General features: G+C 44.8%; 12 protein-coding genes and 1 pseudogene. 3 read left to right on the top strand and 10 right to left on the bottom strand.

All coding sequences use genetic code 11. From position 1 onward, the window contains the following. Nucleotides 1–2,427 precede the first annotated feature (2,427 nt). The 8 genes from ACO6V5_RS13840 to ACO6V5_RS13805 form a co-directional block, all read right to left on the bottom strand. Nucleotides 2,428–3,018 (bottom strand): RING finger domain-containing protein, encoded by a 591-nt coding sequence (locus tag ACO6V5_RS13840; protein WP_422132490.1) that lies wholly within the window; start codon nucleotides 3,016–3,018, stop codon nucleotides 2,428–2,430. A 218-nt stretch (nucleotides 3,019–3,236) separates the two neighbouring features. Beyond that, entirely contained in the window at nucleotides 3,237–3,842 is a 606-nt protein-coding gene (locus ACO6V5_RS13835) for an RING finger domain-containing protein (RefSeq protein ID WP_422411306.1), read from the bottom strand. A 282-nt stretch (nucleotides 3,843–4,124) separates the two neighbouring features. After that, on the bottom strand, nucleotides 4,125–5,936 hold the full coding sequence (locus tag ACO6V5_RS13830; RefSeq protein ID WP_422132492.1) for a WD40 repeat domain-containing protein: 1,812 nt from the start codon (nucleotides 5,934–5,936) through the stop codon (nucleotides 4,125–4,127). Between the two features lie 351 nt (nucleotides 5,937–6,287). After that, on the bottom strand, nucleotides 6,288–8,081 hold the full coding sequence (locus ACO6V5_RS13825; protein WP_422411303.1) for an F-box/WD repeat-containing protein: 1,794 nt from the start codon (nucleotides 8,079–8,081) through the stop codon (nucleotides 6,288–6,290). Between the two features lie 153 nt (nucleotides 8,082–8,234). Next, a complete protein-coding gene (locus ACO6V5_RS13820; RefSeq protein ID WP_422442205.1) occupies nucleotides 8,235–10,022 on the bottom strand; it encodes a WD40 repeat domain-containing protein in 1,788 nt (595 codons plus the stop codon). Nucleotides 10,023–10,459: 437 nt separating this feature from the next. Next, nucleotides 10,460–12,250 carry a WD40 repeat domain-containing protein gene (locus tag ACO6V5_RS13815; protein ID WP_422442206.1) on the bottom strand — a complete coding sequence of 597 codons (1,791 nt, stop codon included), beginning with the start codon at nucleotides 12,248–12,250 and terminating at the stop codon, nucleotides 10,460–10,462. 624 nt (nucleotides 12,251–12,874) lie between these two features. Further along, nucleotides 12,875–14,707: an F-box/WD repeat-containing protein gene (locus tag ACO6V5_RS13810; RefSeq protein WP_422413946.1), complete on the bottom strand. Its 1,833-nt coding sequence runs from the start codon at nucleotides 14,705–14,707 to the stop codon at nucleotides 12,875–12,877. A 285-nt stretch (nucleotides 14,708–14,992) separates the two neighbouring features. Beyond that, nucleotides 14,993–16,780 (bottom strand): WD40 repeat domain-containing protein, encoded by a 1,788-nt coding sequence (locus ACO6V5_RS13805; protein ID WP_422413948.1) that lies wholly within the window; start codon nucleotides 16,778–16,780, stop codon nucleotides 14,993–14,995. Nucleotides 16,781–17,476: 696 nt separating this feature from the next. Here ACO6V5_RS13805 and ACO6V5_RS13800 point away from each other — a divergent pair. Beyond that, nucleotides 17,477–18,247, top strand: a complete 771-nt coding sequence (locus ACO6V5_RS13800; protein WP_422137185.1) for a hypothetical protein — start codon at nucleotides 17,477–17,479, stop codon at nucleotides 18,245–18,247. On the opposite strand, the gene ACO6V5_RS13795 is transcribed toward ACO6V5_RS13800, so the two are convergent. Next, complete coding sequence (locus tag ACO6V5_RS13795) at nucleotides 18,197–20,128, bottom strand: F-box/WD repeat-containing protein (protein WP_422442208.1); 1,932 nt, start codon at nucleotides 20,126–20,128, stop codon at nucleotides 18,197–18,199. The genes ACO6V5_RS13800 and ACO6V5_RS13795 overlap by 51 nt on opposite strands. Nucleotides 20,129–21,135: 1,007 nt before the next feature. Between ACO6V5_RS13795 and ACO6V5_RS13790 the strand changes: the two genes are divergently transcribed. Further along, the gene (locus ACO6V5_RS13790; RefSeq protein WP_422132500.1) at nucleotides 21,136–21,945 is read left to right on the top strand and encodes a type II CAAX prenyl endopeptidase Rce1 family protein; all 810 of its coding nucleotides are present in this window, start codon (nucleotides 21,136–21,138) and stop codon (nucleotides 21,943–21,945) included. Nucleotides 21,946–22,078: 133 nt separating this feature from the next. Beyond that, nucleotides 22,079–23,713: pseudogene (locus ACO6V5_RS13785) on the top strand (IS1634 family transposase). On the opposite strand, the gene ACO6V5_RS13780 reads toward ACO6V5_RS13785, so the two are convergent. Next, entirely contained in the window at nucleotides 23,670–25,700 is a 2,031-nt protein-coding gene (locus ACO6V5_RS13780) for an F-box/WD repeat-containing protein (protein WP_422442210.1), read from the bottom strand. The pseudogene ACO6V5_RS13785 and the gene ACO6V5_RS13780 sit on opposite strands and share 44 nt — an antisense overlap. Between the last annotated feature and the right edge of the window lie 160 nt (nucleotides 25,701–25,860).

Here is a 25,860-nt window from a genome sequence, read left to right as displayed (position 1 = left end):
TCGCTGCTCCTACAACCGATGTTCCTACAACCGCTGTTCCTACAACCGCTGTTCCTACAACCGCTGCTCCTGCAACCGCTGTTCCTACAACCGCTGTTCCTACAACCGCTGTTTCTACAACCGATGTTCCTATAACCGCTGTTCCTACAACCGGTGCTCCTACAACCGATGTTCCTTCAACCGATGTTCCTTCAACCGATGTTCCTATAACCGCTGTTCCTACAACCGATGTTCCTACAACCGCTGCTCCTACAACCGATGTTCCTATAACCGCTGTTCCTATAACCGCTGTTCCTACAACCGGTGCTCCTACAACCGATGTTCCTTCAACCGCTGTTGCCTCAACCGCTGTTGCCTCAACCGATGTTCCTACAACCGCTGTTCCTACAACCGCTGTTCCTACAACCGCTGTTCCTACAACCGCTGCTCCTACAACCGCTGTTCCTATAACCGATGTTCCTACAACCGCTGTTTCTATAACCGCTGCTCCTACAACCGCTGTTCCTACAACCGATGTTCCTATAACCGCTGTTCCTACAACCGCTGTTCCTGCAACCGATGTTCCTACAACTGCTGCTCCTACAACCGATGTTCCTACAACCTATTCTCCTGCAAGCCCTCCTCTAAGGGTACCATGCGATTCTCTTAAAGGTCAGACGACAGGGGTTCATCAGCGGCTAAACGATTATAAAGACCTTGTTAGCGGACGACAGTGTATCGTTCTCAGTACCAACTCTTCAGAGAATTTAGGTAAGTTTATAAATGAGGTTCCAAAGAACACCGTTATATTGCTCTCTTCCGAAACTGCTTCTGGCGCAACGCTTTCTCCATCCGTTATTACCCCCTCATCAGGTAAAATTCCGGTTGTGTATCTAATTGACAGTGAAATAGTTTTGAAGGATGGTCAGGACATCATCGGGGCTCCAAATGAAGGTTACGAAATCGTCATCTCGCCTGATGAAAGTTATACAGATTCATATATGATCACGTTCGGGTCCCTTAAGTACTTTAGTTTCGATGAAACAATGGACAGCCGTATAAGACACATTACTTTCCAGCCAACTGCACCTAATGGCCGCAATCCAATTGGCATTATTACAGTACGTTGTATTAACCGGAGACTGTTTGTAGAAGACAACGTATTCAATCTCAATTGCCAGAACGGAGTTAGAATTGATTGCAGACTTCCTCTGGATGCATCTGTCGATTTTAGGCACCAGGGTCCGAGCCTGATTTTTGCCAATAACATGGTGACTGGTGATACCATCGAATCATGGCGCCGCGACTGTATTCCCAATGGAGGGCTATTTGTTAAACTTCCCGCCATCAATAAACGGTTCATGGCGATCGGTGTTTATGGGAACAAATTCCAGGGCAAGATGGGGTGGGTGGCTGAGTTACATATTGGACCGGGAAGCAGTATCGATATCTCTGGAAACGAGATCGACATTGACAATGCAGGTGAAATTTTGTTCGAAACTGTGTCGCCGGGATATAAAAAAGAAAAATTTGGTTTCTCTCTTGTCGGTCATTCGGATACCAGTGAAGAACCTCCTTTTTATGTACTCGTGGGCAATCAGATCCGGGTAAAAAATACAGCTTTAGATATCAAAGGAATCGTTGACCTAGCCCTCACTTGCAACCACTTTCAGGCAGTCAAACTCTGGCGACAAGAGCAGCATGAATACAGCATTAAAAGCACAGATCCACTGGTTTGGGCATATAATTGCGAAAGCTTCGTGAATCCAGGCAATGCAACTACCGGCCCACTTACATTTTCCCAGCATGTGAATATCGCATTGAATACCTGGACACCCATCGAGAATTCCACAACCAGTGCTTTAAGTGGACTGACCAACTACGAGGGTCAATTCTTCTTTAACTCATCAGACTGCCTGTATTTCCCGACACCCATCGAGAATTCCACAGCCACTGCTTTAATTGGAATGGCCAACTTCGAGGGTCAATTCTACTTTAACTCATCAGCCTGCCCGACAGTCTATTCGTCCTCTGTTACTCCTTCTGGGCAGGCCTCCACTTCATCAGCAGGTGTCATGACGACTTTGTTGGATGCCATGACCAGTCTGACAGTCAATTCGTCCTCTGTTTCTCCTTTTGACAATACATCCACTTCATCAGCAGGTACAAAAGTCATGACAACTATGTTGGGTGCTATGACCGACCTGACAGTCGATTCGTCCGCTGTTGCTCCTTTTAACCAGTCCTCGATTTCATCAGAGGGTACCAAAGTCACGAGTACTGTGTTGGATGTCATGACCAGTCTGACCCTGATTTTGAGCCTGTACCTGAACATACCTCCGACGTAAAAAGGCTGTCGAAAAAGTGCTGTGCTTTTCTCGCTACTTTTGCAACAAGCTCAGCCTGGTGAGGGGTTTGCGTGAATTGAAAATCAATATTCCAGGAGCCTTATGGATCCAGATGAGAACTAATACTGGACCAAACTCCGCAAACGTATGCACCAGTAGCAAAACCAGCAAAATGAGAAGCAGAAAGGTAGCCATAAATTGCAAAAGCTATAGGACAACCGGCAACGCCAATAACCGCACCCGTAAACGCGAAAAGTTTTAAGTCAGCCAGGCTATTTGCCGCTCCAAAAACAGATCCAGTTGCAATGGCTGTACTTACACCAGCAGCCAGGGCAGACTCAACATCACCAGTCTCAAGGTCAATAATGCCGGAGGCACCAATAAAGATTGCCGAAGTGATAGCAGAGCTAGCAGCACAAATAAAAACATCAGTAGCAATTTGAGAAACTTTTCTGATTACCCGTTCACGCAATGAACGAGTAAGAGGCATACTCTCAAGGATAAATGACGGCACTTCAGACCTACAAATAGGACATTTCTTAGATCGGTCAAACCATTGAGCAATGCATTTTCTTCCAAAGACATGAGTCTCATGACACGGGAGAACTACTTTATCATCACATCGAAGATCTTCATTATCATTTTCATTAAAAGACTCGAAACAGATTTGACATACATCCGCAACATTCATCGAAAATAAACTCCATCTCTGTTCAAATATCTGGACACCCATCGAGAATTCCACATCCAGTGCTTTAAGTGGACTGACCAACTTCGAGGGTCAATTCTACTTTAACTAATCAATCTGCCTGACAGTCAATTCGTCCTTCCAGGAGCCTGACCTCCACTTCATCAGCGGTTATAAAAGTCATGACGACTTTGTTGGGTGTGACCAGTCTTCGCGTTTCTTTATGGGTGTAGATTAGTTAAGGGCCAAGTTCCGCCAACGAGTGCACCAACAGTAAAACCAGCAAAATGAGAAGCAGCAAGGTAGCTATAACTTCCAAAAGCTACAGGACAACAGGCAAAGCCAATAGCCGCACCTGCCAACCCGAAAGGTCGTAAGTCAGCCAAGCTATTTCCCGCTCCAAAAGCAGATCCAGTTACAATAGCTGTACTTACACCAGCAGCCAAAGCAGAGTCAACAGCAACAGTCCCAGCCAAACCAGTGCCGAGGCTAATAGCGCCGAAGGCACCAATAAAGGTTGCTGCAGTAAGAGCAGAGCTAGCAGCACTAATAAAAGTATAATTAGCAATTTGAGAAATTTTTCTGATTACCCGTTCATGCAATGGACGAGCAGGAGGCATATTCTCAAGAATAAATGACGGCTCTTCAAATCTACAAATAGGACATTTCTTAGATTGGTCAAACCATTGAGCAATGCATTTTCTTCCAAAGGCATGAGTCTCATGACACGAGAGAAATACTTTATCATGACATCGAAGATTTTCATGATCATTTTCATTAAAAGTCCCGAAACAGATTTGACATACATCCGTAACATTCATCTTCATAAAATAAACTCCATTTTTGTTGATTGGTTAATGATTAGATAAAAAACCGGGAGAAAAGTTCACCAAATTTTATGACTTATCCTGTGACAAGCTGTTATTTACCTGCGGTTGACAGGGATATTCAAACGTTAATTCAGTAAGTTAGAGTCAGCTCTAGCACGAAAGTTTTTGAGATTGATGCAAGCGTAACGTTGAACCTTACATGAGATTCCCCAAGCGTTTGGGAAGTAGCATCAGCTGGGTCTGGAAAGAGGTGTTGCAGAAGTATAATGAGGGTTTGGGTTAATGAGTAACAGTAAACGATCGGTCAATCATGCATAGTTTTGTGATTTTCGCCCTGTTACCTCCATGTATAGTCAACACATGACCATCCAAGCTGAAGATGGCCGATTTGATCTCAGTATTATCGCAAATGACTGCTTTTTCTTTCCATAATCCATCGCTCCCCAGGCCGTAAATTATCGCCTTACCCTCGGTACTGCAGGTGACCACATGGTTGCCACCGATGCTGAAGGTTGCCGGTCCGACACTAATATCATGGGAAATGGTAGCTTTCTTCTCCCAGGATCCATTGTCCTTCCGGCTATAGACTTTCACCGTGTGATCCTCACTGCAGGTGATCACATGGCGGCTATCGGCGCTGAATTTGGCTGAGCGGATCTTAAGGTTATGGGAAATGATCATTTTTTCTTCCCATGATCCATCGTCCTTCTGGCCATAGATTTTCGCCACTTTATCTATACCGTGGGTGACCACACAGCGGCTATCGGAGCTGAAGGTGGCTGAGAAGACCCAATCATCGTGGGTAATGATAGCTTTTTTTTCCCATGAGCCATCGTAGTTCTTGCCGAAGATGATCGCCCTGCCGTCCATACTGGCGGTCACCACACAGCGGCTATTGAGGCTGAAGGTGGCTGACCAGACTCCATCATCATGAGAAATGATGGCTTTTTCTTCCCATGAACCATCGGCCTCCAGGCCATAGATTTTCACTTTGTTATCTGCACTGCGGATTATCACATGGCGACCATCGGCGCTGAAGGTGCCTGAGTTGAGCCCGTTATCATGGGAAATAATGGCTTTTTCTGCCCATGACCCATCGTTCTTCCTGCCATAGATTTTCGCTTTGCCATCAAAACTGGCGGTCACCACATATCGGCCATCGGCGCTGAAGGTGACTGAGCGTAAAAAATTATTGTGGCGAATGATGGCTTTCTCTACCCATGACCCATCGGCCACCTTAGCATAAATTTTTGCCTTGCCATCTCTACTGGCGGTCACTGCATAGTGACTATCGGCACTGAAGGTGGCTGAGTGGACAGAGTCGTCATGGGGAATCGTTGCTTCTTCCCAGGATCGGTCGTCCTTCTTGCCATAAATTTTCGCCCTGCCACCTATACTGGTAGCCACTAAATAGCGGCCATCGACACTGAAGGTGACCGATTTGACACAGTAGTTATTGGGGATAGTGCCTTTTGCTTCCCAGGATCCATCGCTCTCCTGGCCATAGATTTTCCATGTTTTAGAGTCACAGGCGATCACCAAGTTGCTGCCATCGCCGCTGAAGGCAGCTAAGTGCTCTGAACTATCGCAGAGGATGCTGGCTTTAGTCTCTAATTTAAATGTTTTACATTGAGACATCAGTTTAGTCAGAGTGGAAAAGAACAGAGCAGGAAAATAAATACTCGCCTGGCGATCCATAATTGACTTAACTAATGCCTCATCCTTTGTAAAACGCTGCAACCATTTCTGGAGTTCATCTTTATCTTTTGTAGCGACAATTGTCTTTAGTAAAGTCTGGTGTGATGAAGCCAACCGGCGATACCACGCCCTTGCCAATGCAGCATCATTTTTGAGCCTCTTATTAATGTCTGAATTTGCCCGTGTTAATTGAATAATGTCATGAGCCCGCAAATAGGTGAAAATTTTGGATTGAACTCCCGGGGGCAAATCGAGCAATAATGAAAACTCATTCTTGTCACGTACAATGACGTTCCTGCCCATAGTGGTACAACCTGGTGTATCTGATGGTGGTTGACCTGGTTTTGATGAGGGTGGAATACTTCTACCGGAATTGTTATTCAGGCAATCCATAGTTCGTTTTCCATCGTTGTTATTTATCCCTGATTGGTAAGGATATTCAAAATTCATTCTGCAGCTTAGAGTCGGTTTTAGTAGGAAAGTTCACAATATGGATCTAATCGTAACGAACAAGAAAACAGGGCTTTGATCCGGGAAAATGATCAATAACCAGAAAGCGGGTTTCTATCTTTCAGAACATGCAGAATGGCACTCTGGGTCAGCACCTGTAACCCACCAAAAAACATTTACCTGCTGAACCTTGCATGAGACTCCCCAAGCGTTTGGGAAGCAGCATCAGCGGGGTCTGGAAAAAGCGTTGTTGAAGAATAATGTAGGTCTGGGCTAATGAGTGACAGTAAACGATCAGTCCTTCATTGATAGTTCAGTGATTTTCGCCGTGTCATCGTCATGGATGGTCAACACATGGCCATCGGCGCTGAAGATGGCTGTCCTGATCCCTTCGCGATGAGAAATGGCGGCTTTTATTTTCCATGATCCATCGCTTACCAGGCCACAAATTTTCACCGTTTTATGGTTACCGGCAGCGACCAGATGGCGGTCATCGAGGCTAAAGGTTGCTAATATGACATCACCATAGGCATGTGAAATAATGGCTTTTTCTTCCCAGGATCCATTGTCCTTATGGCCATATATTTTTACCTTGCTATCTTCACCTCTGGTGATCACATGGCGGCCATCGACGCTAAAGGTTGCTGATATAATTTTCAAATAGTGGGAGATGATCATTTTTTCTTCCCACGATCCATCGTCCTTCTGGCCATAGATTTTTGCCACTCTGTCTACACTGCGGGTGACCACAGAGCGGCTATCGGAGTTGAAGGTGGCTGAGAAGACCCAATCATCGTGGTAAATAGTGGCTTTTTCTTCCCATGATCCATCGTCCTTCTTGCCGTAGATTATCGCTCTGCGATCGTCACTGGAGGTCACCAAGTGGCGGTTATCGGCGCTGAATGTCGCTGAGTTGATGTCTTTATTATGGGAAATGATGGCTTTTTCTTCCCACGAACCATCGGCCTTGAGGCCATAGATTTTCACCTTGTGATCGATACTGCGGGTCACCACATGGCGATCATCGTCGCTGAAGGCGGCGGATTGGACCCATTTATCATGGGAAATAATGGCTTTTTCTATCCATGAACCATCGTTCTTCTTGCTATAGATTTTCGCCTTGCCATCAAAACTGGCGGTCACAACATGGCTGCCATCGGTGCTGAAGGTGGCTGATTGGAGCGATTTATCATGGGAAATAGTGACTTCTTTTACCCATGAGCCATCGTCCCTCTTGCCACAAATTTTCGCCTTGTTATTTTTAGTGGTGATCACTACAAAGCGGCCATCGGTGCTGAAGCTGGCTGAGCAGAGCGAGTCGTCGTGGGAAATAGTCACTTCTTCCCATGATCGTTCGTCCTTCTGGCCATAAATTATCGCCTTGTCATCTCTGTAGACAGCCACCACATAGCGGCCATCGGCACTGAAGGTGACCGATTTGAAACAGTATTCATGGAAGATAGTGCCTTTTTCTTCCCATGATCCATCGCTCTCCTGGCCATAGATTTTCCATGTTCCGAAGTCACAGGCGATCACCAGGTGGCGTCCATCGTCGCTGAAGGTAGCTGAGTTCTCTCGACTGCTACAGGGGATGCTCGCTTTAGTCTCTAATTTAAATGCCTTACATTGACACATCAGTTTAGTGAGAGTGGAAAAAAACAGAGCAGGAAAATAAATACTCGCCTGGCGATCCATGATTGACTTAACTAATGCCTCATCCTTTGTAAAACGCTGCAACCATTTCTGGAGTTCATCTTTATCTTTTGTAGTGACAATTTTCTTTAGTCGAGCCTGGTGTGATGAAGCCAACCGGCGATAACATGCCCTTGCCATTGCATCATCATTTTTGAGCCTGTTGTTAATGGATGAATTTACCCGTGTTAACAGGGCAATATCACGAGCCTGCAAATAAGTAAAAATTTTGGATTGTATATCCTCGGGTAAATCGAGCAATAATGAAAACTCATTCTTGTCACGTGCAATGACGTTCCTGCCCATAGTGGTACAACCTGGTCTATCTGATGGTGGTTGACCTGGTTTTGATGAGGGTGGAGTAATTCTAACGTAATTGTTATTCAGGCAATCCATAATTTGTTTTCCATCGTTGTTATTTATCCCTGATTGGCGAGGATATTCACAATTGATTCTGCAGCTTAGAGTCGGTTTTAGTAGGAAAGTTCACAGGATTGATCTAATCGTTACCAATAAGAAAACAGGACTTTGTTTTGGGAAAATGATCAGTCATTCATCCATCCATAGCTCACTGATTTTCGCCATGTTATTGCCATGGATGGTCAACACATGACCTTCGGCGCTAAAGATGGCTCGTCTGATCCCTCTGCGATGATAAATGGTGGCTTTTTTTTGCCATGGTCCATCGCTTACCTGGCCATAAATGTTCGCCATTTTATCGCTACCGGCAGTGACCAAATGGCGGCCATCGACGCTCAAGTTTGCTGATATGACATCATCGTGGGTAATGATAGCTTTTTCTGCCCAGGAGCCATTGTCCTGATGGCCATAGATTTTCACTTTGCTATCTCCACCGCGGGTGATCACATGGCGGCTATCGAAGGTAAAGGTTGCTGAACAAATATACAAATAATGGGGGATTGTCGTTTTTTCTTCCCATAAGCCATCGTCTTTCAGACCATAGATTTTCGCCTTTTCATCTTTACTGCGGGTGACCACAGAGCGGCTATCAGGGCTGAAGGTGGCTGACCAGACACAATCATCATGGTTAATAGTGGCTTTTTCTTCCCATGATCCATCGTCCTTCTTGCCAAAGATGATCGCCCTGCCATCCTTACTGGCGGTGACCACACAGCGGCTATTGGGGCTGAAGCTGGCTGAACAGACTCCATCATCATGATAAATGATGGCTTTTTCTTCCCATGAACCATCGGCCTCCAGGCCATAGATTTTCACCTTGTTATCGGCACTGCGTGTCACCACATGGCGGCCATCGGCGCTGAAGGTGGCTGAGTCGACCCGGTTATCATGGAAAATAATGGCTTTTTCTGCCCATGACCCATCATTCTGCTTGCCATAGATTTTCGCTCTGCCATCAAAACTGGCTGTCACCACGTGGCTGCCATCGGCGCTGAAGGTGATTGAGCTTAAAAAATTATTGTGGCGAATGATGGCTTTTTCTACCCATGACCCATCGGTTAACCGGCCATAAATTGTTGCCTTGCCATCTTTACTGGCGGTCACTGCATAGTGACCATCGGCGCTGAAGGTGGCTAAGCGTAACGAATCGTCGTTGGAAATAGTTTCTTCTTCCCATGATTGTTCGTTCTTCTTGCCATAAATTTTCGCCTTGCCAAATATAGTGGTGGTCACTACATAGCGGCCATCGGCACTGAAGGTGGCAGATCTTACATCGTCATCATGGGAGATAGTGCCTTTTGCTTCCCATGATCCATTGCTCTCCTGACCATAGATTTTCCATGTTTTAAAGTCACAGGTGATCACTAAGTGGCGGCCATCGTCACTGAAGATAGCTGAGTTCTGTTGACTACTACAGCGGATGTTGGCTTTAGTCTCTAATTTAAATGTCTTACATTGACACATCAGTTTAGTGAGAGTGGAAAAAAACAGAGCAGGAAAATAAATACTCGCCTGGCGATCCATGATTGACTTAACTAATGCCTCATCTTTTGTAAAACGCTTTAACCATTTCTGGAGTTCATCTTTATCTTTTGCAGCGACAATTGTCTTTAATAGAGTCTGGTGTGATGAAGCCAACCGGCGATACCATGCTCTTGCCATTGCAGCATCATTTTTGAGTCTGTTGTTAATGTCTGAATTTGCCCGTGTTAATTGGGTAATGTCATGAGCCCGCAAACAGGTGAAAATTTTGGATTGTATTCCCGGGGGCAAATCGAGCAATAATGAAAACTCATTCTTGTCACGTACAAAGACGTTCCTGCCCATAGTGTTACCACTTGGTGTATCTGATGGTGGTAGACCTGGTCTTGATGAGGGTGGAGTACTTCTACCGGAATTGTTATTCAGGCAATCCATAGTTTGTTTTCCATTATTTATCCCTGATTGGCAAGGACATTCAAAATTGATTCTGCAGCTTAGAGTCGGTTTTAGCAGGAAAGTTCACACTAAGTACTCAACCATACGAAATCATATTTTCTGACTTATTGTTCAGGCACACGCGGCAACTGCTCCTGCGTTGCTCTAGCTCCTGCATCCATGCAGTCGTGATGCGTTGCAACTCTGGTCACATAGCTTGCTATGTTCCCGTCGTTGCGCCTTGCAGAGCACCTGCCCAATAAGCCAGAAATATTCGATTCCGTATGGCTGAGCGCTTATTGATCTAATCCTCAGCGGGGTCTGGAAAGAGGGTTTGTAGAATTCGTTGCGGGTACCCTTTTGCGCTCAAGTTATCGTGCTGAGCTGGTGTTGCAGAAGAATAATGCGGATCTTGGCTAATGAGTGACAGCAAACAATTAGTCGTTCATCTGTAGTTCAGTGATTTTCAACGTTCCATCACCATGGATGGTCAACACATGGCCGTCCGTGCTGAAGGTGGCTGATTCGATGGAACTATGATGGGAAATGATGGCTTTTTGTTCCCAGGTCCCATCACTCTGTCGGCCATAAATTATCGCAGTGCCATCTCTACTGGCGGTGATCACATGTTGGCTATCGGGGCTGAAGGTGGCTGAGAAGACCCAATCATCATGGCAAATAGCATCTTTTTCTTCCCATGTTCCATCGTCCTTCTTGCCGTAAATTATCGCTATGCCATCGTCACTGGAGGTCACCAAATAGCGGCTATCGGGGCTGAAGGTGGCTGAGTTGACCTCTTCATCATGGGAAAAGATGGCTTTTTCTTCCCATGAACCATCGTCCTCCAGGCCATAGATTGTCACAATGTGATCGTCACTGATCGTCCTCACATAGCGACCATCGGGGCTGAAGGTGGCTGACCTGACACAATCGTCATGGGGAATAATAGCTTTCTCTATCCACGACCCATCGTTATTCCTGCCATAGATTTTCGCATTGCCATCAAAACTGGCGGTCACCACATGGCGGCCATCGGTGCTGAAGGTGGCCGATGCTACTAACATATCGTGGGTAATGACGGCTTTTTCTGTCCACAAGCCATCTTCCCCCTGGCCATAAATTTTCGCCGTGCCATCTCCACTGGCGGTCACCACATAGCGGCCATCGGTGCTGAAGGTGGCTGATTTGACCCATTTATTATGGGAAATAATGGCTTTTTCTTCCCATGATCCTTCGTCTGTCTTGCCATAGATTTTCGCCTTGCCGTCTCCGTCGGCGGTCACTACATAGCAACTATCGACGCTGAAGGTGGCTGAGCAGACCCATTCATCATGGTAAATAGTGGCTTTTTTTTCCCATGATCCTTCGTCATTCTTGCCATAGATTTTCGCCTTGCCGTCTTTACTCCAGCTCACCAGATGGCGGCTATCGGCGCTGAAGGTGGCTGAATTGATCCAGTTATCATGGGAAATAGTGGCTTTTTCTTCCCATGATTGTTCGTCCTTCTGGCCATAAATTTTCGTCTTGAAATCGTCAGCAGCGGTCACTACATAGCGGCCATTGGCACTGAAGGTGACCGTACAGACACGGTTATCATGGCAGATAGTGCCTTTTGCTTCCCATGATCCATCGCTCTTCTGGCCATAGATTTCCACTGTTTTACAATTGACGCTCACCAGATGGCGACCATCGGCACTGAAGGTAGCTGAGCCGGTCTCGCCATCACAGGGGAGTGTGGCTTTTGTCTCTAATGCAAATGTTTTACATTGAGTCATCAGTTTTGTGAGAGTGAAATAGAGCAGGACAGGAAAGTGAATACTCGCCTGGTGATCCATGATTGACTTCACTAATGCCTCATCCTTTGTAAAACGCTTTAACCATTTCTGGAGTTCATCTTTATCTTTTGCAGCGACAATTGTCTTTAGTAGAGTCTGGTGTGATGAAGCAAAATGGCGATACCATGCCTTTGCCATTGCAGCATCATTTTTGAGCCCGTTGTTAGTTTGTGAATTTGCCCGTGTTAATTGGGTAATATCATGAGCGCGCAAATAGGTGAAAATTCTGGATTGTATTCCCGGGGGCAAATCGAGCAATAATGAAAACTCACTCTTGTCACGTACAATGACGTTCTTGCCCATAATGGTACCACTTGATGTATCTGACGGAGGTTGACCTGATGCTGATGAGGGTAGAGTAACATCACAGGAATTTTTATTTATGCAATCCATTGTTCGTTTCTCTTTCTCCGTAGATAGTGTTTAACCTTGAATAGCAAGGATATTTAATATTGATTCTGTGATTTTGACTCGGTTTTAGTATTAAAGTTCACTATCTATCTCTGAACATGCAATGTGAAGTTTGATTTAAAAGTCGGGACTACTGAAATGTGAGTTTTTCTAGCAGCCTGTTGGACTTAAGCGTCCGTAGCGAGGATTGCAAGAAATTGAGGATGAAAATCTCTGTTTCTGAGGAGAATAGCGAGCTATTTGACGAAGAAACAGAGATTTTTAGACCAATTTATTGCAACCGCAGTAGGACAGTCTTAAGTCCGACAGGCTGCTAGGAGCCTGACCGAGAATAGACTGCCCTACTGCGGCGGCAGCAAATTGGTCTGAAAATCCGCTTTTGTTCGTCAAATAGCTCGCTATTCTCCTCACAAAACCGAATTTTCATCCTCAATTTTCTGCCGTCCTCGCTACGGGCGCTATTCTCGGTCAGGCTCCTAGCCATCTGATATCAGCAGGCATTAGCCGCACAAAGCAAGATCGAAGCTAATCAGAAATTTTGGTATGGCCAACGAAATCTTCCAGCTGATGCACCTTCGGTACACGGCTGAATGGAACAGCGAACCATCATTCATTCATACTTAGTTCAGTGATATTCGCCGCACGATCGTAGATCACCATCAGGGCATTATTGACGCTGGGGGTGGATTTTCGGTCGATGGTCAATACCAGACCATCGTTGCTAAAAGTGGATATTAGGACAGTACCTTGATGGGAAAGGGTGGCTTTTTCTACCCATGATCCATCGCTGTTCTGACCATAAATTTTCGCCTTGCCATCGAAACAGGCAGTAACCACATGGCGGCCATCGACGCTAAAAGTGGCTGATCTAATACTATTGCCATGGGAGATGATGGCTTTTTGTTGCCATGTTCCATCGTACTTCAGACCGTAGATTTTCAACTTGTGATCTTCACTGCGGGTGATCACATGGCGGCTATCAGCGCTGAAGTTAGCTGATACGATCCGGTTTTCATGAGAAATGATGGCTTCTTCTTCCCATGAATCATTGTCTTTCTGGCTATAGATTTTCGCTTTGCCATCGAAACTGCCAGTCAACACATGGCGGCTATCCGGGCTGAAGGTGGCTGAGTTGACCCATTTATCATGGGAAATAGTGGCTTTTACTTCCCATGATCCATTGTCAGTCAGGCCATGGATTCTCACCTTGTGATCGCTACTGGCAGTCAATATGAAGCCGTCATTGGCGCTGAAGGCTGCTGAGTAGAACCAGCTATTATGGAAAATAGTGGCTTTTTCTTTCCATGACCCATCATCCAGGCCATAGATTTTCACCTTTTTATCTCCGGAGCGGGTGAACACGTAGCGGCCACTTGCGCTGAAGTTAGCAGAGTGGACCTGGTCATCGTGAGAAATAATGACTTCTTCTGCCCATGACCCATCGTCCCTCAGACCATAGATTTTCGCCTTGCCATCTTCACTGGCCGTCACTAGATAGCGGCTATCAGCGTTAAAGGTTGCCGAATTGACCCAATAATCGTGGTGAATAATAGCTTTTTCTTCCCATGATCCATCGTCCTTCTGGCCATAAATTTTCGCCTTCTTATCGTAACTGGCGGTCACTACATAGCGATCGTCGGCGCTGAAGACGGCTGAGTTGATAAAGCGATGATGGTTAATAGTCGTTTTTTCTTCCCATAATCCATCGTCATTCTTGCCACAGATTATCGCCTTGTAATCGTCATTGACGGTCAACAGGTAGCGGCTATTGGCGCTGAAGGTGGACGATATGACGTAGTCATCATAGGAGATAGTGCCTTTTGGTTGCCATGACCCATCGTCCTTTCGGCTGAAGATTTTCATCCATGTGTCTTCAGTATGAGCCAATACATGGCGGCCATCGGCGCTGATGACAGCTGATTTTAACCCACCATTACAGATGAGGCTGGCTTTTGTCTCTAGTTTAAATGTTTTACATTGAGACATCAGATTAGTGAGGCTGAAAAAGAACAGAGCAGGAAAATGAATACTCGCCTGGCGATCCATGATTGACTTCACTAATGCCTCATCCTTTGTAAAGCGCTGCAACCATTTCTGGAGTTCATCTTTATCTTTTGCAGTGACGATTGTCTTTAGTAGAGCCTGATGTGATGAAGCAAACCGGCGATACCACGCCCTTGCCATTGTGGCATCATTTTTGAGCCTGTTGTTAATGGATGAATTTGTCTGTGTTAAATGGGCAATATCACGAGCCTGTAAATAAGTAAAAATTTTGGATTGCATATGCTCGGGTAAATCGAGCAATAATGAAAACTCATTGTCATCACGTACAATGACGTCCTTGCCCATAATGGTACCCATTGGGGTCACTGATGGCGGTTGTTCAGGTGTTGATGAGGATGGCGCACTTCTAAAGGATTTGTTATCTATGCGATCCATTGTGTGTTTTCCATAGTTGTTATTTATCCCTGATTGGCAAGGGTATTCAAGATTGATTCTGCAGCTTAGAGTCGGTTTTAGCAGGAAAGTTCACACAATTGATCTAATCGTAAGTACCTGGCCAGTTGGTTTCGCATATTCTGGCGAGTGGATTTTTTCATCCTTCAAGGCGCAACGACGGGCGCGTAGCCGAAGCTACGCAACCAGAGTTGGAACGCAGAAGGGTGGAAAAAGCCGCCGTCCAGAATATGCGAAACCAACTGGTTAGGTACTTATAGCAAACCATCAATCATTCATACTCAGTTCAGTGATGTTAGTCGTGAAATCGATGCTTAACACAAGTCCATCGGCGCTGAAGGTGGCTGATTGGACAGTACTTTGATGGGAAATGGTGGCTTTTTCTTGCCATGATCCATCGCAGTTCTGACCATAAACTTTCGCCTTTTGATCGAAACTGGCAGTGACTACATGGCGGCCATCGATGCTAAAGGTTGCTGATCTGATATCCCTGCCATGGGAGATGATGGCTTTTTCTTGCCATGATCCATCGTTCTTCAGGCCGTAGATTTTCACCTTGTTATCTTCACTGAGGGTGATCACATGGCGGCTATCAGCGCTGAAGTTAGCTGATACGATCCAGTGTTCATGAGAAATGATGGTTTTTTCTTCCCATGATCCATTGTCTTTCTGGCCATAGATTTTCGCCTTGCCATCGTGACTGCCAGTCAACACATGACGGCTATCCGGGCTGAAGGTGGCTGAGTTGACCCGGTAATCATGGGAAATAGTTGCTTTTACTTCCCATGATCCATTGTCAGTCAGGTCATGGATTCTGACCTTGTGATCGCAACTGGCAGTCAATATATAGCGGTCATTGGCGCTGATGGCTGCTGAGCGGAAGTGGCAATCATGGAAAATAGTGGCTTTTTCTTCCCATAACCCATCGGCCTTCAGGCCATAGATTTTCAGCTTTTTATCTCTGCCGTTGGTGAACACATAGCGGCCACTTGCGCTGAAGGTAACCGAGAGGACTCGGTCGTCATGGGAAATAATGGTTTTTTCTGTCCATGACCCATCGTCCTCCCGGCCATAAATTTTCGCCTTGCCATCTTTACTGGCAGTCACTACATAGCGGCTATCGGCGCTGAAGGTTGCCGAATCGACGTGACAATCGTGATGAATGATGGCTTTTTCTACCCATGATCCATCGTCAATCAGGCCATAAATTTTCGCCTTATGATCGAAACTGGCGGTCACTACGTAGCGATTGTCGGCACTGAAGGTGGCTGAGTTGACCCAGTTATCATGGGTAATAGTCGCTTTTTCTTCCCATGATCCATCGTCCTTCTTGCCATAGATTTTCGCCTCGCCATCTTTACCGGCGGTCACCATGAAGCGGCTATCAGCGCTGAAGGTGAAGGATCGGATATGGTCATCATGGAAGATATTGCCTTTGCGTTGCCATGATCCATCGTCCTTCTGGCCGAAGATTCTCAAAGTGTTCTTCTCACCTTCTCTTATCACCAGATGGTCGCCATCGGGGCTGAAGGCAGCTGAGTTCATCCCATTACTAAGGAGGCTGGCTTTTGTCTCTAATTTAAATGTTTTACATTGAGACATCAGATTAGTGAGACTGAAAAAGAACAGAGCGGGAAAGTGAATACTGGCTTGGCGATCCATGACTGACTCCACCAATGCTTCATCCTTTGTAAAACGCTTTAACCATTTCTGGAGTTCATCTTTATCTTTTGTGGTGACGATAGTTTTTAGTAGAGTCTGGTGTGATGAGGCAAACCGGCGATACCACGCCCTTGCCATTGCAGCATCATTTTTGAGCCTGTTGTTAATGCATGAATTTGCCCGTGTTAAATGGGCAATATCACGAGCCTGCAAATAAGTAAAAATTTTGGATTGCATATCCTCAGGTAGATCGAGCAATAATGAAAACTCATTCTTGTCACGTTCAATGACGTTCTTGCCCATAATGGTACCCATTGGTGCAACTGATGGAGGTTGTTCAAGTGTCGATGAGGTTGGCGTGCTTCCAAGGGATTTTTTATCTATGTGATCCATTGTTCGTTTTCCATAGTTGTTATTTATCCCTGGTTGGCAAGGGTATTCAAAATTGATTCTGCAGGTTAGAGTTGGTTTTAGTAGGAAAGTTCACATAAGTACTCAACCATACGAAATCATATTTTCTGACTTCTTGTTCAGGCACTCGCGGCAACTGCTCCTGCGTTGCTCTAGCTCCTGCATCCATGCAGTCGTGATGCGTTGCAACTCTGGTCACATAGCTTGCTATGTTCCCGTCTTGTTCACAGGTTTGTTAATCGCACTGACTTCAATGTTATGAACTTACTTTCCAAAACCGACTCAAAACTATTGAATCAATTTTAAATATTCTTGCTAGCAGCCTGTCGGACTTAAGACTGTCCTACTGCGGTTGCAATAAATTGGTCTAAAAATCTCTGTTTCTTCGTCAAATAGCTCGCTATTCTCCTCAGAAACAGAGATTTTTATCCTCAATTTCTTGCAATCCTCGCTACGGACGCTTAAGTCCGACAGGCTGCTAGGAGCCTGACCGAGAATAGACTGCCCTACTGCGGCGGCAGCAAATTGGTCTGAAAATCCGCTTTTGTTCGTCAAATAGCTCGCTATTCTCCTCACAAAACCGAATTTTCATCCTCAATTTTCTGCCGTCCTCGCTACGGGCGCTATTCTCGGTCAGGCTCCTAGGTGAGAACGAAGCTAACTAAAGAGATATTAAAAATGGATAATGTAGATAACAATTCCGGCATTGTTGCTTTATTTTCACCAAAGCCTGAGAAGGAATCATCAGAGGCTGTCTGCTTCGGAAGAACTACAACGGCATCTGGAAAAATTGATTCTTCATCGAGGCGTGCCGTCAACGGAGGTGATCCTGATCACTCAAGTCAGAGGTTGGGAGCGGTTGCCAGCACCAGCAAATCACTTGAACAGAGAATAGTGTCTAGCCAGGAGAGCACCGAAATAGACGCAGCAAACAAAAAAGCCCGGGAAACTGTGAAAAAAATCATAAATTACTTAGATAATTTGAAACAAGAATATCTAATTAATAAAGATAGGTGTAGGAGAAATACAGCTACTGCTCAGGATATCCAAGTACTTGAGAATGTCATCCAATTACTTGGATATCTTGAACCTCGCAATATTTCAAAAAGTCAAAAAATTAATGATGGGACGTGCCGTTCTCAACTATTTAATTCTTATTATCATGTTAGTTATGAGGGTGAGGTGCTATTTTCTGTTACCAATACTCTTAAAGATAATCGAGATGATGGCTTTTCTGGTGCAAGTTGGTCTCTGGCTACTGGAACCACACCCTTATTTGATGAACTCTATTATGCTCCTGGTGCCCCCGGTTATCAATCTGCAAAAACTGAATTTAAGGCATTACAGACCAAATCGTTACTTAATGACCCAATGCTCTCAGTTATTGAGAATCATGAATCAAAAGAGGCGACATTTAGTGTGAAACAGAGAGTATTCATTGACTCTTGAGTTGCCCGCGCTATGGATGAACAACAAACGGTCATCGGCGTTGAGGGTGGCTGATAGGATAATACCAGGATCGGAAATGCTGGCTTTTTCTTCCCATGATCCATCGCTGTTATGACCATAAATGTTCACTGTTCCATCGTAACCGACAGTGACCATATAGCGGCCATCGGCACTAAAGGCTGCTAATTTGATACCCCTATCATGGGAGATGATGGCTTTTTCTCTCCATGATCCATCGATCTCCAGGCCATGGATTTTCACCGTTAAATCTTCGCTGCAGGTGATGACATGACGGCAATCGGGGCTGAATGCGGCATAGTAGACACTTTCGCTATGGGAAATGATGGCCTTTTCTTCCCATGATCCATCGTCCTTCTTGCCATAGATTTTCGCTTTGTTATCCAAACTGGCGATCACCAGATGGCGGTTATCGGCGCTGAATTTGGGTAAGAAGCCGCTTTTTATATGGGAAATGGTGGCTTTTTCTTGCCATGGTCCGTCTTTATTCTGGCCAGAGATTATCGCCTTGCTATCTTTACTGGAGGTTATTAAACAGCGACTATCGGGGCTGAATGTGACTGTCTTGACCTTTGCATTGTGGGAAATGATGGCTGTTTCTTCCCATGATCCATCGGCATCCAGTCTATGGATTTTTGTACTGCCATTTTTTCTGGTGATCACCACATGGCGGCTATCGGAGCTGAAGGTGGCTGAGGCAAAATGGGGAATAATGGCTATTTCCAGCCATGACCCATCGTTCTTCCTGCCATAGATTTTCGCTTTGCTATCCAGGCTGGCGCTTACCACGTAGCGGCTATCGGGGCTGAATCTGGCTGTGTAGAGAATGTCATTATGGGGAATGATGGCTTTTTCTGCCCAAGACCCATCGTCACTCTGGCCGTAGATTTTTGCCCTGTGATCCCAACTGATGGTTACTACATAGCGACTATCTTTGCTGAAAGTGGCAAAATTGACTCTACCATCATGGGAAATAGTGGCTTTTTCTTCCCATGATCGTTCGTCCTTCTTGCCATAGATTTTCGCTTTGCCGTCGTTACTGTAGGTCAACACATGGCAGCTATCGGGGCTGAAGGTGGCTGAGCGGACCCAGTATCTGTGGGAAATAGTGGCTTTTTCTTCCCATGATTGTTCGTTTTTCTTGCCATAAATTTTCGCCTTGCCATCCATGCCAGCGGTCACTACATAGCGGCTATTGGCACTGAAGGTGACTGATATGACTTCCCTGTCATGGGAGATAGTGCCTTTTGCTACCCATGATTCATCGCTCTCCTTGCCATAGATTTTACAGGTTTTGGAGTCACAGGCGGTCACCAGGTGGCGTCCATCGGCGCTGAAGGAAGCTAAGTCCTCTGAAGTGTAGGGGATGGTGGTTTTAGACTCTAATTTAAATGTTTTACATTGACACGTTAGTTTATTAAGAGTGGAAAAGAACAAAGCAGGAAAGTGAATACTTGCCTGGCGATCCATGATTGACTCGATTAATGCCTCATCCTTTGTAAAACGCTGCAACCATTTCTGGAGTTCATCTTTATCTTTTGTAGCGACGATTGTCTTTAGACAAGTCTGGTATGATGAAGCCAACTGGCGATACCACGCTATTGCCATTCCATCATCATTTTTGAGCCTGTTGTTAATGGATGAATTTACCCGTCTTAAATGGGCAATATCACGAGCCTGCAAATAAGTAAAAATTTTGGATTGTATATCATCGGGTAAATCGAGCAATAATGAAAACTCTTTCTTGTCGCGTTCAATGACGTTCTTGCCCATAGCGGTACCACTTGGAGTATCTGACGGTGATTGACCTGGTGCAGATGGGCGTGGAGTAATACTGCAGGAGCTGCTAATTGAGCAATCCATAGTTCGTTTTCCATGGTTGTTATTTATCCCTGGTTGGCAAGGATATTCAAAATTGAGTCTGCAGCTTAGAGTCGGTTTTAGTGGGAAAGTTCAAAATAATCTTTAGCGCGATAGAGAGTTAGAAAGTTCGATTAGTTAGGTACTTATCTTAGGGTAGACATTAAGCCCCACCCACAGCACAAAGACCTAATCTTGTACGCCCTGAACAACCATCTCGTGCAGGGTGTTCACGTTTCGCATTATCTGCCCAGAAGTTGAGCAGCTTCCTTGTAAGTAGTCAGCCATACTGAGGAGTTCAGACCGGTCGAAACACGTCAGCAGTTTTTTTCAACTAGTCTACTATTTGCAGTACTCATCTTGTTCAGCCTTGATAATTTTTTCGAAGCTTTGTTGTGGCTGTTCAAGGTGAGTTCTGCCGCTAGAAGTGAATCTTTTTTGAGCTTAATGTCTACCCTAAGAATCCCACCTATCGCTATACGAATCCACATTCTTTGAGTCTTTGGAGCAGTATTGAATACAACCTGGTTCCATGCCCTTTGCATGACATTTTATGCGATACTTAAACAGTTGTCTCAACAGAGAGAAGCGGTAAGCACTTCTATCACCCTGCTGGTATTTTTATTTTGTACTGGTCTCGAATAGTTAGCATTCCTAACACAGTCGTTTCTATTCATAGAACTTTTTGGCAACAGCATAGTCAAATAATAAAAGATCAAATCGATTCTTAAGGAGAACAAAATGCAAACACAAGGCACTCAGAGAAACACCTGGTATCAATGAACTCACTTTTAAAGACAGTAGCGTTATACAAAACCCTGAATGCAATGATATGGAAAAGGGTTACTTTTAAACACGGATAATTTTAAGACAGTTGAACACATTAATCGAACTTCATAAAGCCTGCTTCAGCCAACTACTGACGGCGAGAATTATCGATAGACGAAGTCTCGGAACAGACTGAAATCGTTTAGCATCTACCATGCTTGTTTTTTTAGGGGGGAAGTACAGTGAAAAAATATACTTTAATAATCGTAATATGTTTTTCATTAGTAACTCAACATGCAAAGTCTGCTCCTCTCATAAAAACAGAGGATCAATTTAACTCTTTGCAAACAGTAATAAACATGACCCTCACAGATTCAGATTCAGTGAATATTGAAGATGAAGAACCTAACAAGAAGATCATTCTTATAAATTCAGATACACCTCTACCAAAAACAGAGGATGAGTTTAACTCTTTGCATACAATCATAAATATGACGCTCACAAATTCAGAATCAGAATTAGAATCAGTGAATATTAAAGATAAAGAATCCTACAGAATAGTCGCTCTTTTAAAGAAGTTTGATGTTAATAATCAACTTTATTATGGTTTATTATCAGGTGTAATACATTTTACACAAGTTCAAATTGTGGCTATTTTCGTTTTACGTCCTCTATCATTAATTCATGACCCATACAATGGAAAAATAACATTCGAAGAGGCTATTACAGGAGCTGCCATTGAAGAGGTGATATTTAATGGCCTCTTGCTCCGTCTAATCAATTACTCTATAGAATTCGCAACTAATAGTAGCAACAGTCATGATGAAAAAATATTTATTTTAAGTAACATTATCAAATCCACATCATTTGGACTTTTACATCTTACCAACCCGAACCCATTAATGGCACAAGCTGTGATATCAACGATAAACTCATACAGAAGAGGACAACTTACTAAAGATTATGGTTTACTAAGCGCTACAGCATCCCATGTTACTTTAAACTTTATTATGTACTTAGTCGTCATTTATAATAGACGACACTCCTCTTAGCAGATAACAGCTATTAAGTACTCAACCATACGAAATCATATTTTCTCACGTTCAATCTGCCTTTCACCACCCCGATTGATATTTGCCTAAAATCTGTTGTCAAAGAAATAAACAGACATTCAGGTGCACCAACATGCCTCAAGCTCAATACCAGTCTAAGAACCTCAACCACCTTGGCTTGGTTGCCGCTATGTGTCGGGAGTTAAAGATAGCCGAATACATTGATGCCCGTATCACAAATGACTCCGATGTTCGTAATGTCACTATTGGACAAGCTGTAGTTGCAATGATCATCAATGGCTTGGGCTTTACGGGGCAAACTCTGTACATGCTCCCTGAGTTTTTTGAGGATAAGCCGATTGACCGCCTTATCGGGGAAGGTATTCAGGCTGAACACTTGAACGACAAGGTACTTGGTCGGGCTCTCGACAGTTTGTACGACGCTGGTGTTAGCGACTTGTATCTCAATCTGGCCGTCAAGGTCGTCAATCATCTGAAACTTCCTTGCAAGGCATTAAATCTGGATGGCACCAGCTTTCATGTGGATGGAGTCTATAACAGTCATGACAATCCAGACGACTTAAATTGTATTCATATCTGCCAAGGTTACAGCCGTGACCACCGGCCTGACCTGAATCAGGTAGTCTTGCAGTTAATGACTGAAAATCAGGCGGGCATCCCTGTGTTTATGGCCCCTGCCAGCGGTAATGTAAACGACAAAACCTGTTTTCAGGAAATTATCAAAAATCATCTGTCATGTTTTAAGGCCGCTTTGAATAGCCGCTATCTGGTTGCTGATGCTGCCATGTATGTTGCAGAAACCCTTCAGTTGCTTGATGAGCAAAAGCAGCTGTTTATCTCCCGGGTGCCCCTGAACATCAAGGAGGCAAAGGAGCTGGTCTGCAAAGCGCCAACCATGTCGCTGGTGCCTGTTGAAGGCTATGAAGATTACTACTCAGCTGAAGTGCCTTCCTGCTACGGAGGGGTTCAGCAACGATGGTTCCTGTTTCTCAACAAAAAGCGCGGGCTTAGTGAACGGAAAACATTGACCCGAAAGATGCAAAAGCAGTCACTGAAAGAGGCCCGTGATCTGGAGAAGCTGAGCAAAAAGGCCTTTTTGTGCCGGGACGATGCATTGAAGGCTTTTGCCTTGTGGCAGAAACAATCGAAACTTTGCTAAAGCGAAACAGAGCCAGAGGTTATCCGTAAACCCTGCTATTCGGGCAAAGGAAGACCATCGCCGGATAGCAAGCCTGATCACTTCGAGTACTTTGTGCAGGCTGAGTGCTTTGTTTCCTGCGAGAAAAGGGAGCATGGAGAAGCCTCATTGGGTTGTTTTATCCTAAGCACCAATGAACTGGATAAAAATAGTTTGAATGCCTCTGAGCTGCTGTCTACTTATAAGTCGCAACAAAAAGTTGAAGGCGGCTTTCGGTTCCTGAAGAGCCCGGACTTTCTGGTCTCTTCGCTCTATCTGAAGAAAGCGGAACGTATTGAAGACCTGTTAATGGTGATGACTCTATGCCTGATGGTCTATGCTGCTATCCAGCAAAGAATCAGGCAGGAACTGAAAAAGCAAAGTCGTGTATTTCCAGACCAGAAAAAAAAGCCCTGCCAGAACCCAACAGCAAGGTGGGTATTTTTCTGTTTCCAGGGGCTTAGTGTATTAACGGTCAATAATCAGGAGGAACATGTGATTGGCTTGAAGGAAAGGCAGTGGACGATCATTCAAATTTTGGGCATTTTTTACGAGTCCATGTATTCCTGATAGGGGTGGTGAAAGGCGGATTCATACTTAGTTCAGTGATGCTCGCCGTGTTCTTGCTATGGATGGCCAACAAATGGTCATCGGCACTGAGGGTGGCTGATCGGATAACATCAGGAAGGGAAATGCTGGCTTTTTCTTCCCATGATCCATGGCTGTTCTGACCAACAATTTTCACTGTCCCAGCGAAACTGACAGTGACTACATGGCGGCCATCGACACTAAAGGTTGCTAATCTAATAAGCTCATCATGGGAGATGATGGCTTTTTCTCCCCATGATCCATCGATCTTCAGGCCATAGATTTTCATCATGAGATCATTACTGCAGGTGATGACATGACGGCTATCGGGGCTGAATTTGGCAAAGTAGACATTTTTGTTATGGGAAATGATGGCTTTTTCTTCCCATGATCCATCGTCCCTCTTACCATAGATTTTCGCTTTGTCATCTAAAGTGGCGGTCACCAGATGGCGGCTATCGGCGCTGAATTTGGCTGAGCACTCCCTTAGGTAACCGGAAATTGATTCAAGAAACTCCCAGGCTGTTGTACCAGTTGAGCAGTGACTCAGGTAATCGGAAATGATGGCTTTTTCTTGCCATGATCCGTTTTTATCCTGGCCAGAGATTATCGCCTTGTTATCGTCACTGGAGGTCATTAAACAGCCACTATCGGGACTGAATTTGACTGACTTGACCTTTCCATTATGGGAAATGATGGCTTCTTCTTCCCATGATCCGTCGGTATCCAGTCTATAGATCCTTGCACTGCCATTATCTCTGGTGATCACCATATGGCGACTATCGGAGCTGAAGGTAACTGAGACAAAATGGGAAACAATGGCCTTTTCCAGCCATGACCCATCGTCTATCTGGCCATAGATTTTCGCTTTCCTGTCCAGGCTGGCGGTCACCACATAGCGGCTATCGGGGCTGAAGGTGGCTGTGCAGACATTGTCATCATGAGGAATGATGGCTTTTTCTGCCCATGACCCATCGTCACTCTGGCCATAGATTTTTGCCATTTCATCCCAACTGGTGGTTACTACATAGCGACCATCTTTGCTGAAGGTGGCAAAACTGACTCTATAGTCATGGGAAATAGTGGCTTTTTCTTCCCATGATCGTTCGTCCTTCTTGCCATAGATTTTCGCTTTGCCGTCGTCACTGTAGGTCAACACATGGCGGCTATCAGGGCTGAAGGTGGCTGATTTGACCCACTGATCATGGGAAATAGTGGCTTTTTCTTCCCATGATTGTTCGTTTTTCTTGCCATAAATTTTCGCCTTGCCATCCATGCCAGCGGTCACTACATAGTGGCTATTGGCACTGAAGGTGACTGATATGACTTCCCTGTCATGGGAGATAGTGCCTTTTGCTACCCATGATTCATCGCTCTCCTTGCCATAGATTTTACAGGTTTTGGAGTCACAGGCGATCACCAGGTGGCGTCCATCGGCGCTGAAGGAAGCTAAGTCCTTTGAAGTGTAGGGGATGGTGGTTTTAGACTCTAATTTAAATGTTTTACATTGACACGTTAGTTTATTAAGAGTGGAAAAGAACAAAGCAGGAAAGTGAATACTTGCCTGGCGATCCATGATTGACTCGATTAATGCCTCATCCTTTGTAAAACGCTGCAACCATTTCTGGAGTTCATCTTTATCTTTTGTAGCGACGATTGTCTTTAGACAAGTCTGGTATGATGAAGCCAACTGGCGATACCACGCTATTGCCATTCCATCATCATTTTTGAGCCTGTTGTTAATGGATGAATTTACCCGTCTTAAATGGGCAATATCACGAGCTTGCAAATAAGTAAAAATTTTGGATTGTATATCATCGGGTAAATCGAGCAATAATGAAAACTCTTTCTTGTCGCGTTCAATGACGTTCTTGCCCATAGCGGTACCACTTGGAGTATCTGATGGTGATTGACCTGGTGCAGATGGGCGTGGAGTAATATTGCAGGAGCTGCTAATTGAGCAATCCATAGTTCGTTTTCCATGGTTGTTATTTATCCCTGGTTGGCAAGGATATTCAAAATTGAGTCTGCAGCTTAGAGTCGGTTTTAGTGGGAAAGTTCACAATAATCTTTAGCGCAACAGGGAGTTAGAAAGTTTGATTGGTATAATGTGGGTCTGGGCCAGTAAC

It is taken from the genome of Endozoicomonas sp. ALD068, from assembly GCF_049310145.1.
Classification (GTDB): Bacteria; Pseudomonadota; Gammaproteobacteria; order Pseudomonadales; family Endozoicomonadaceae; genus Endozoicomonas_A.
Note: the sequence above shows the minus strand (reverse complement) of the source record. Positions and strands in the feature narration are given on the sequence as shown.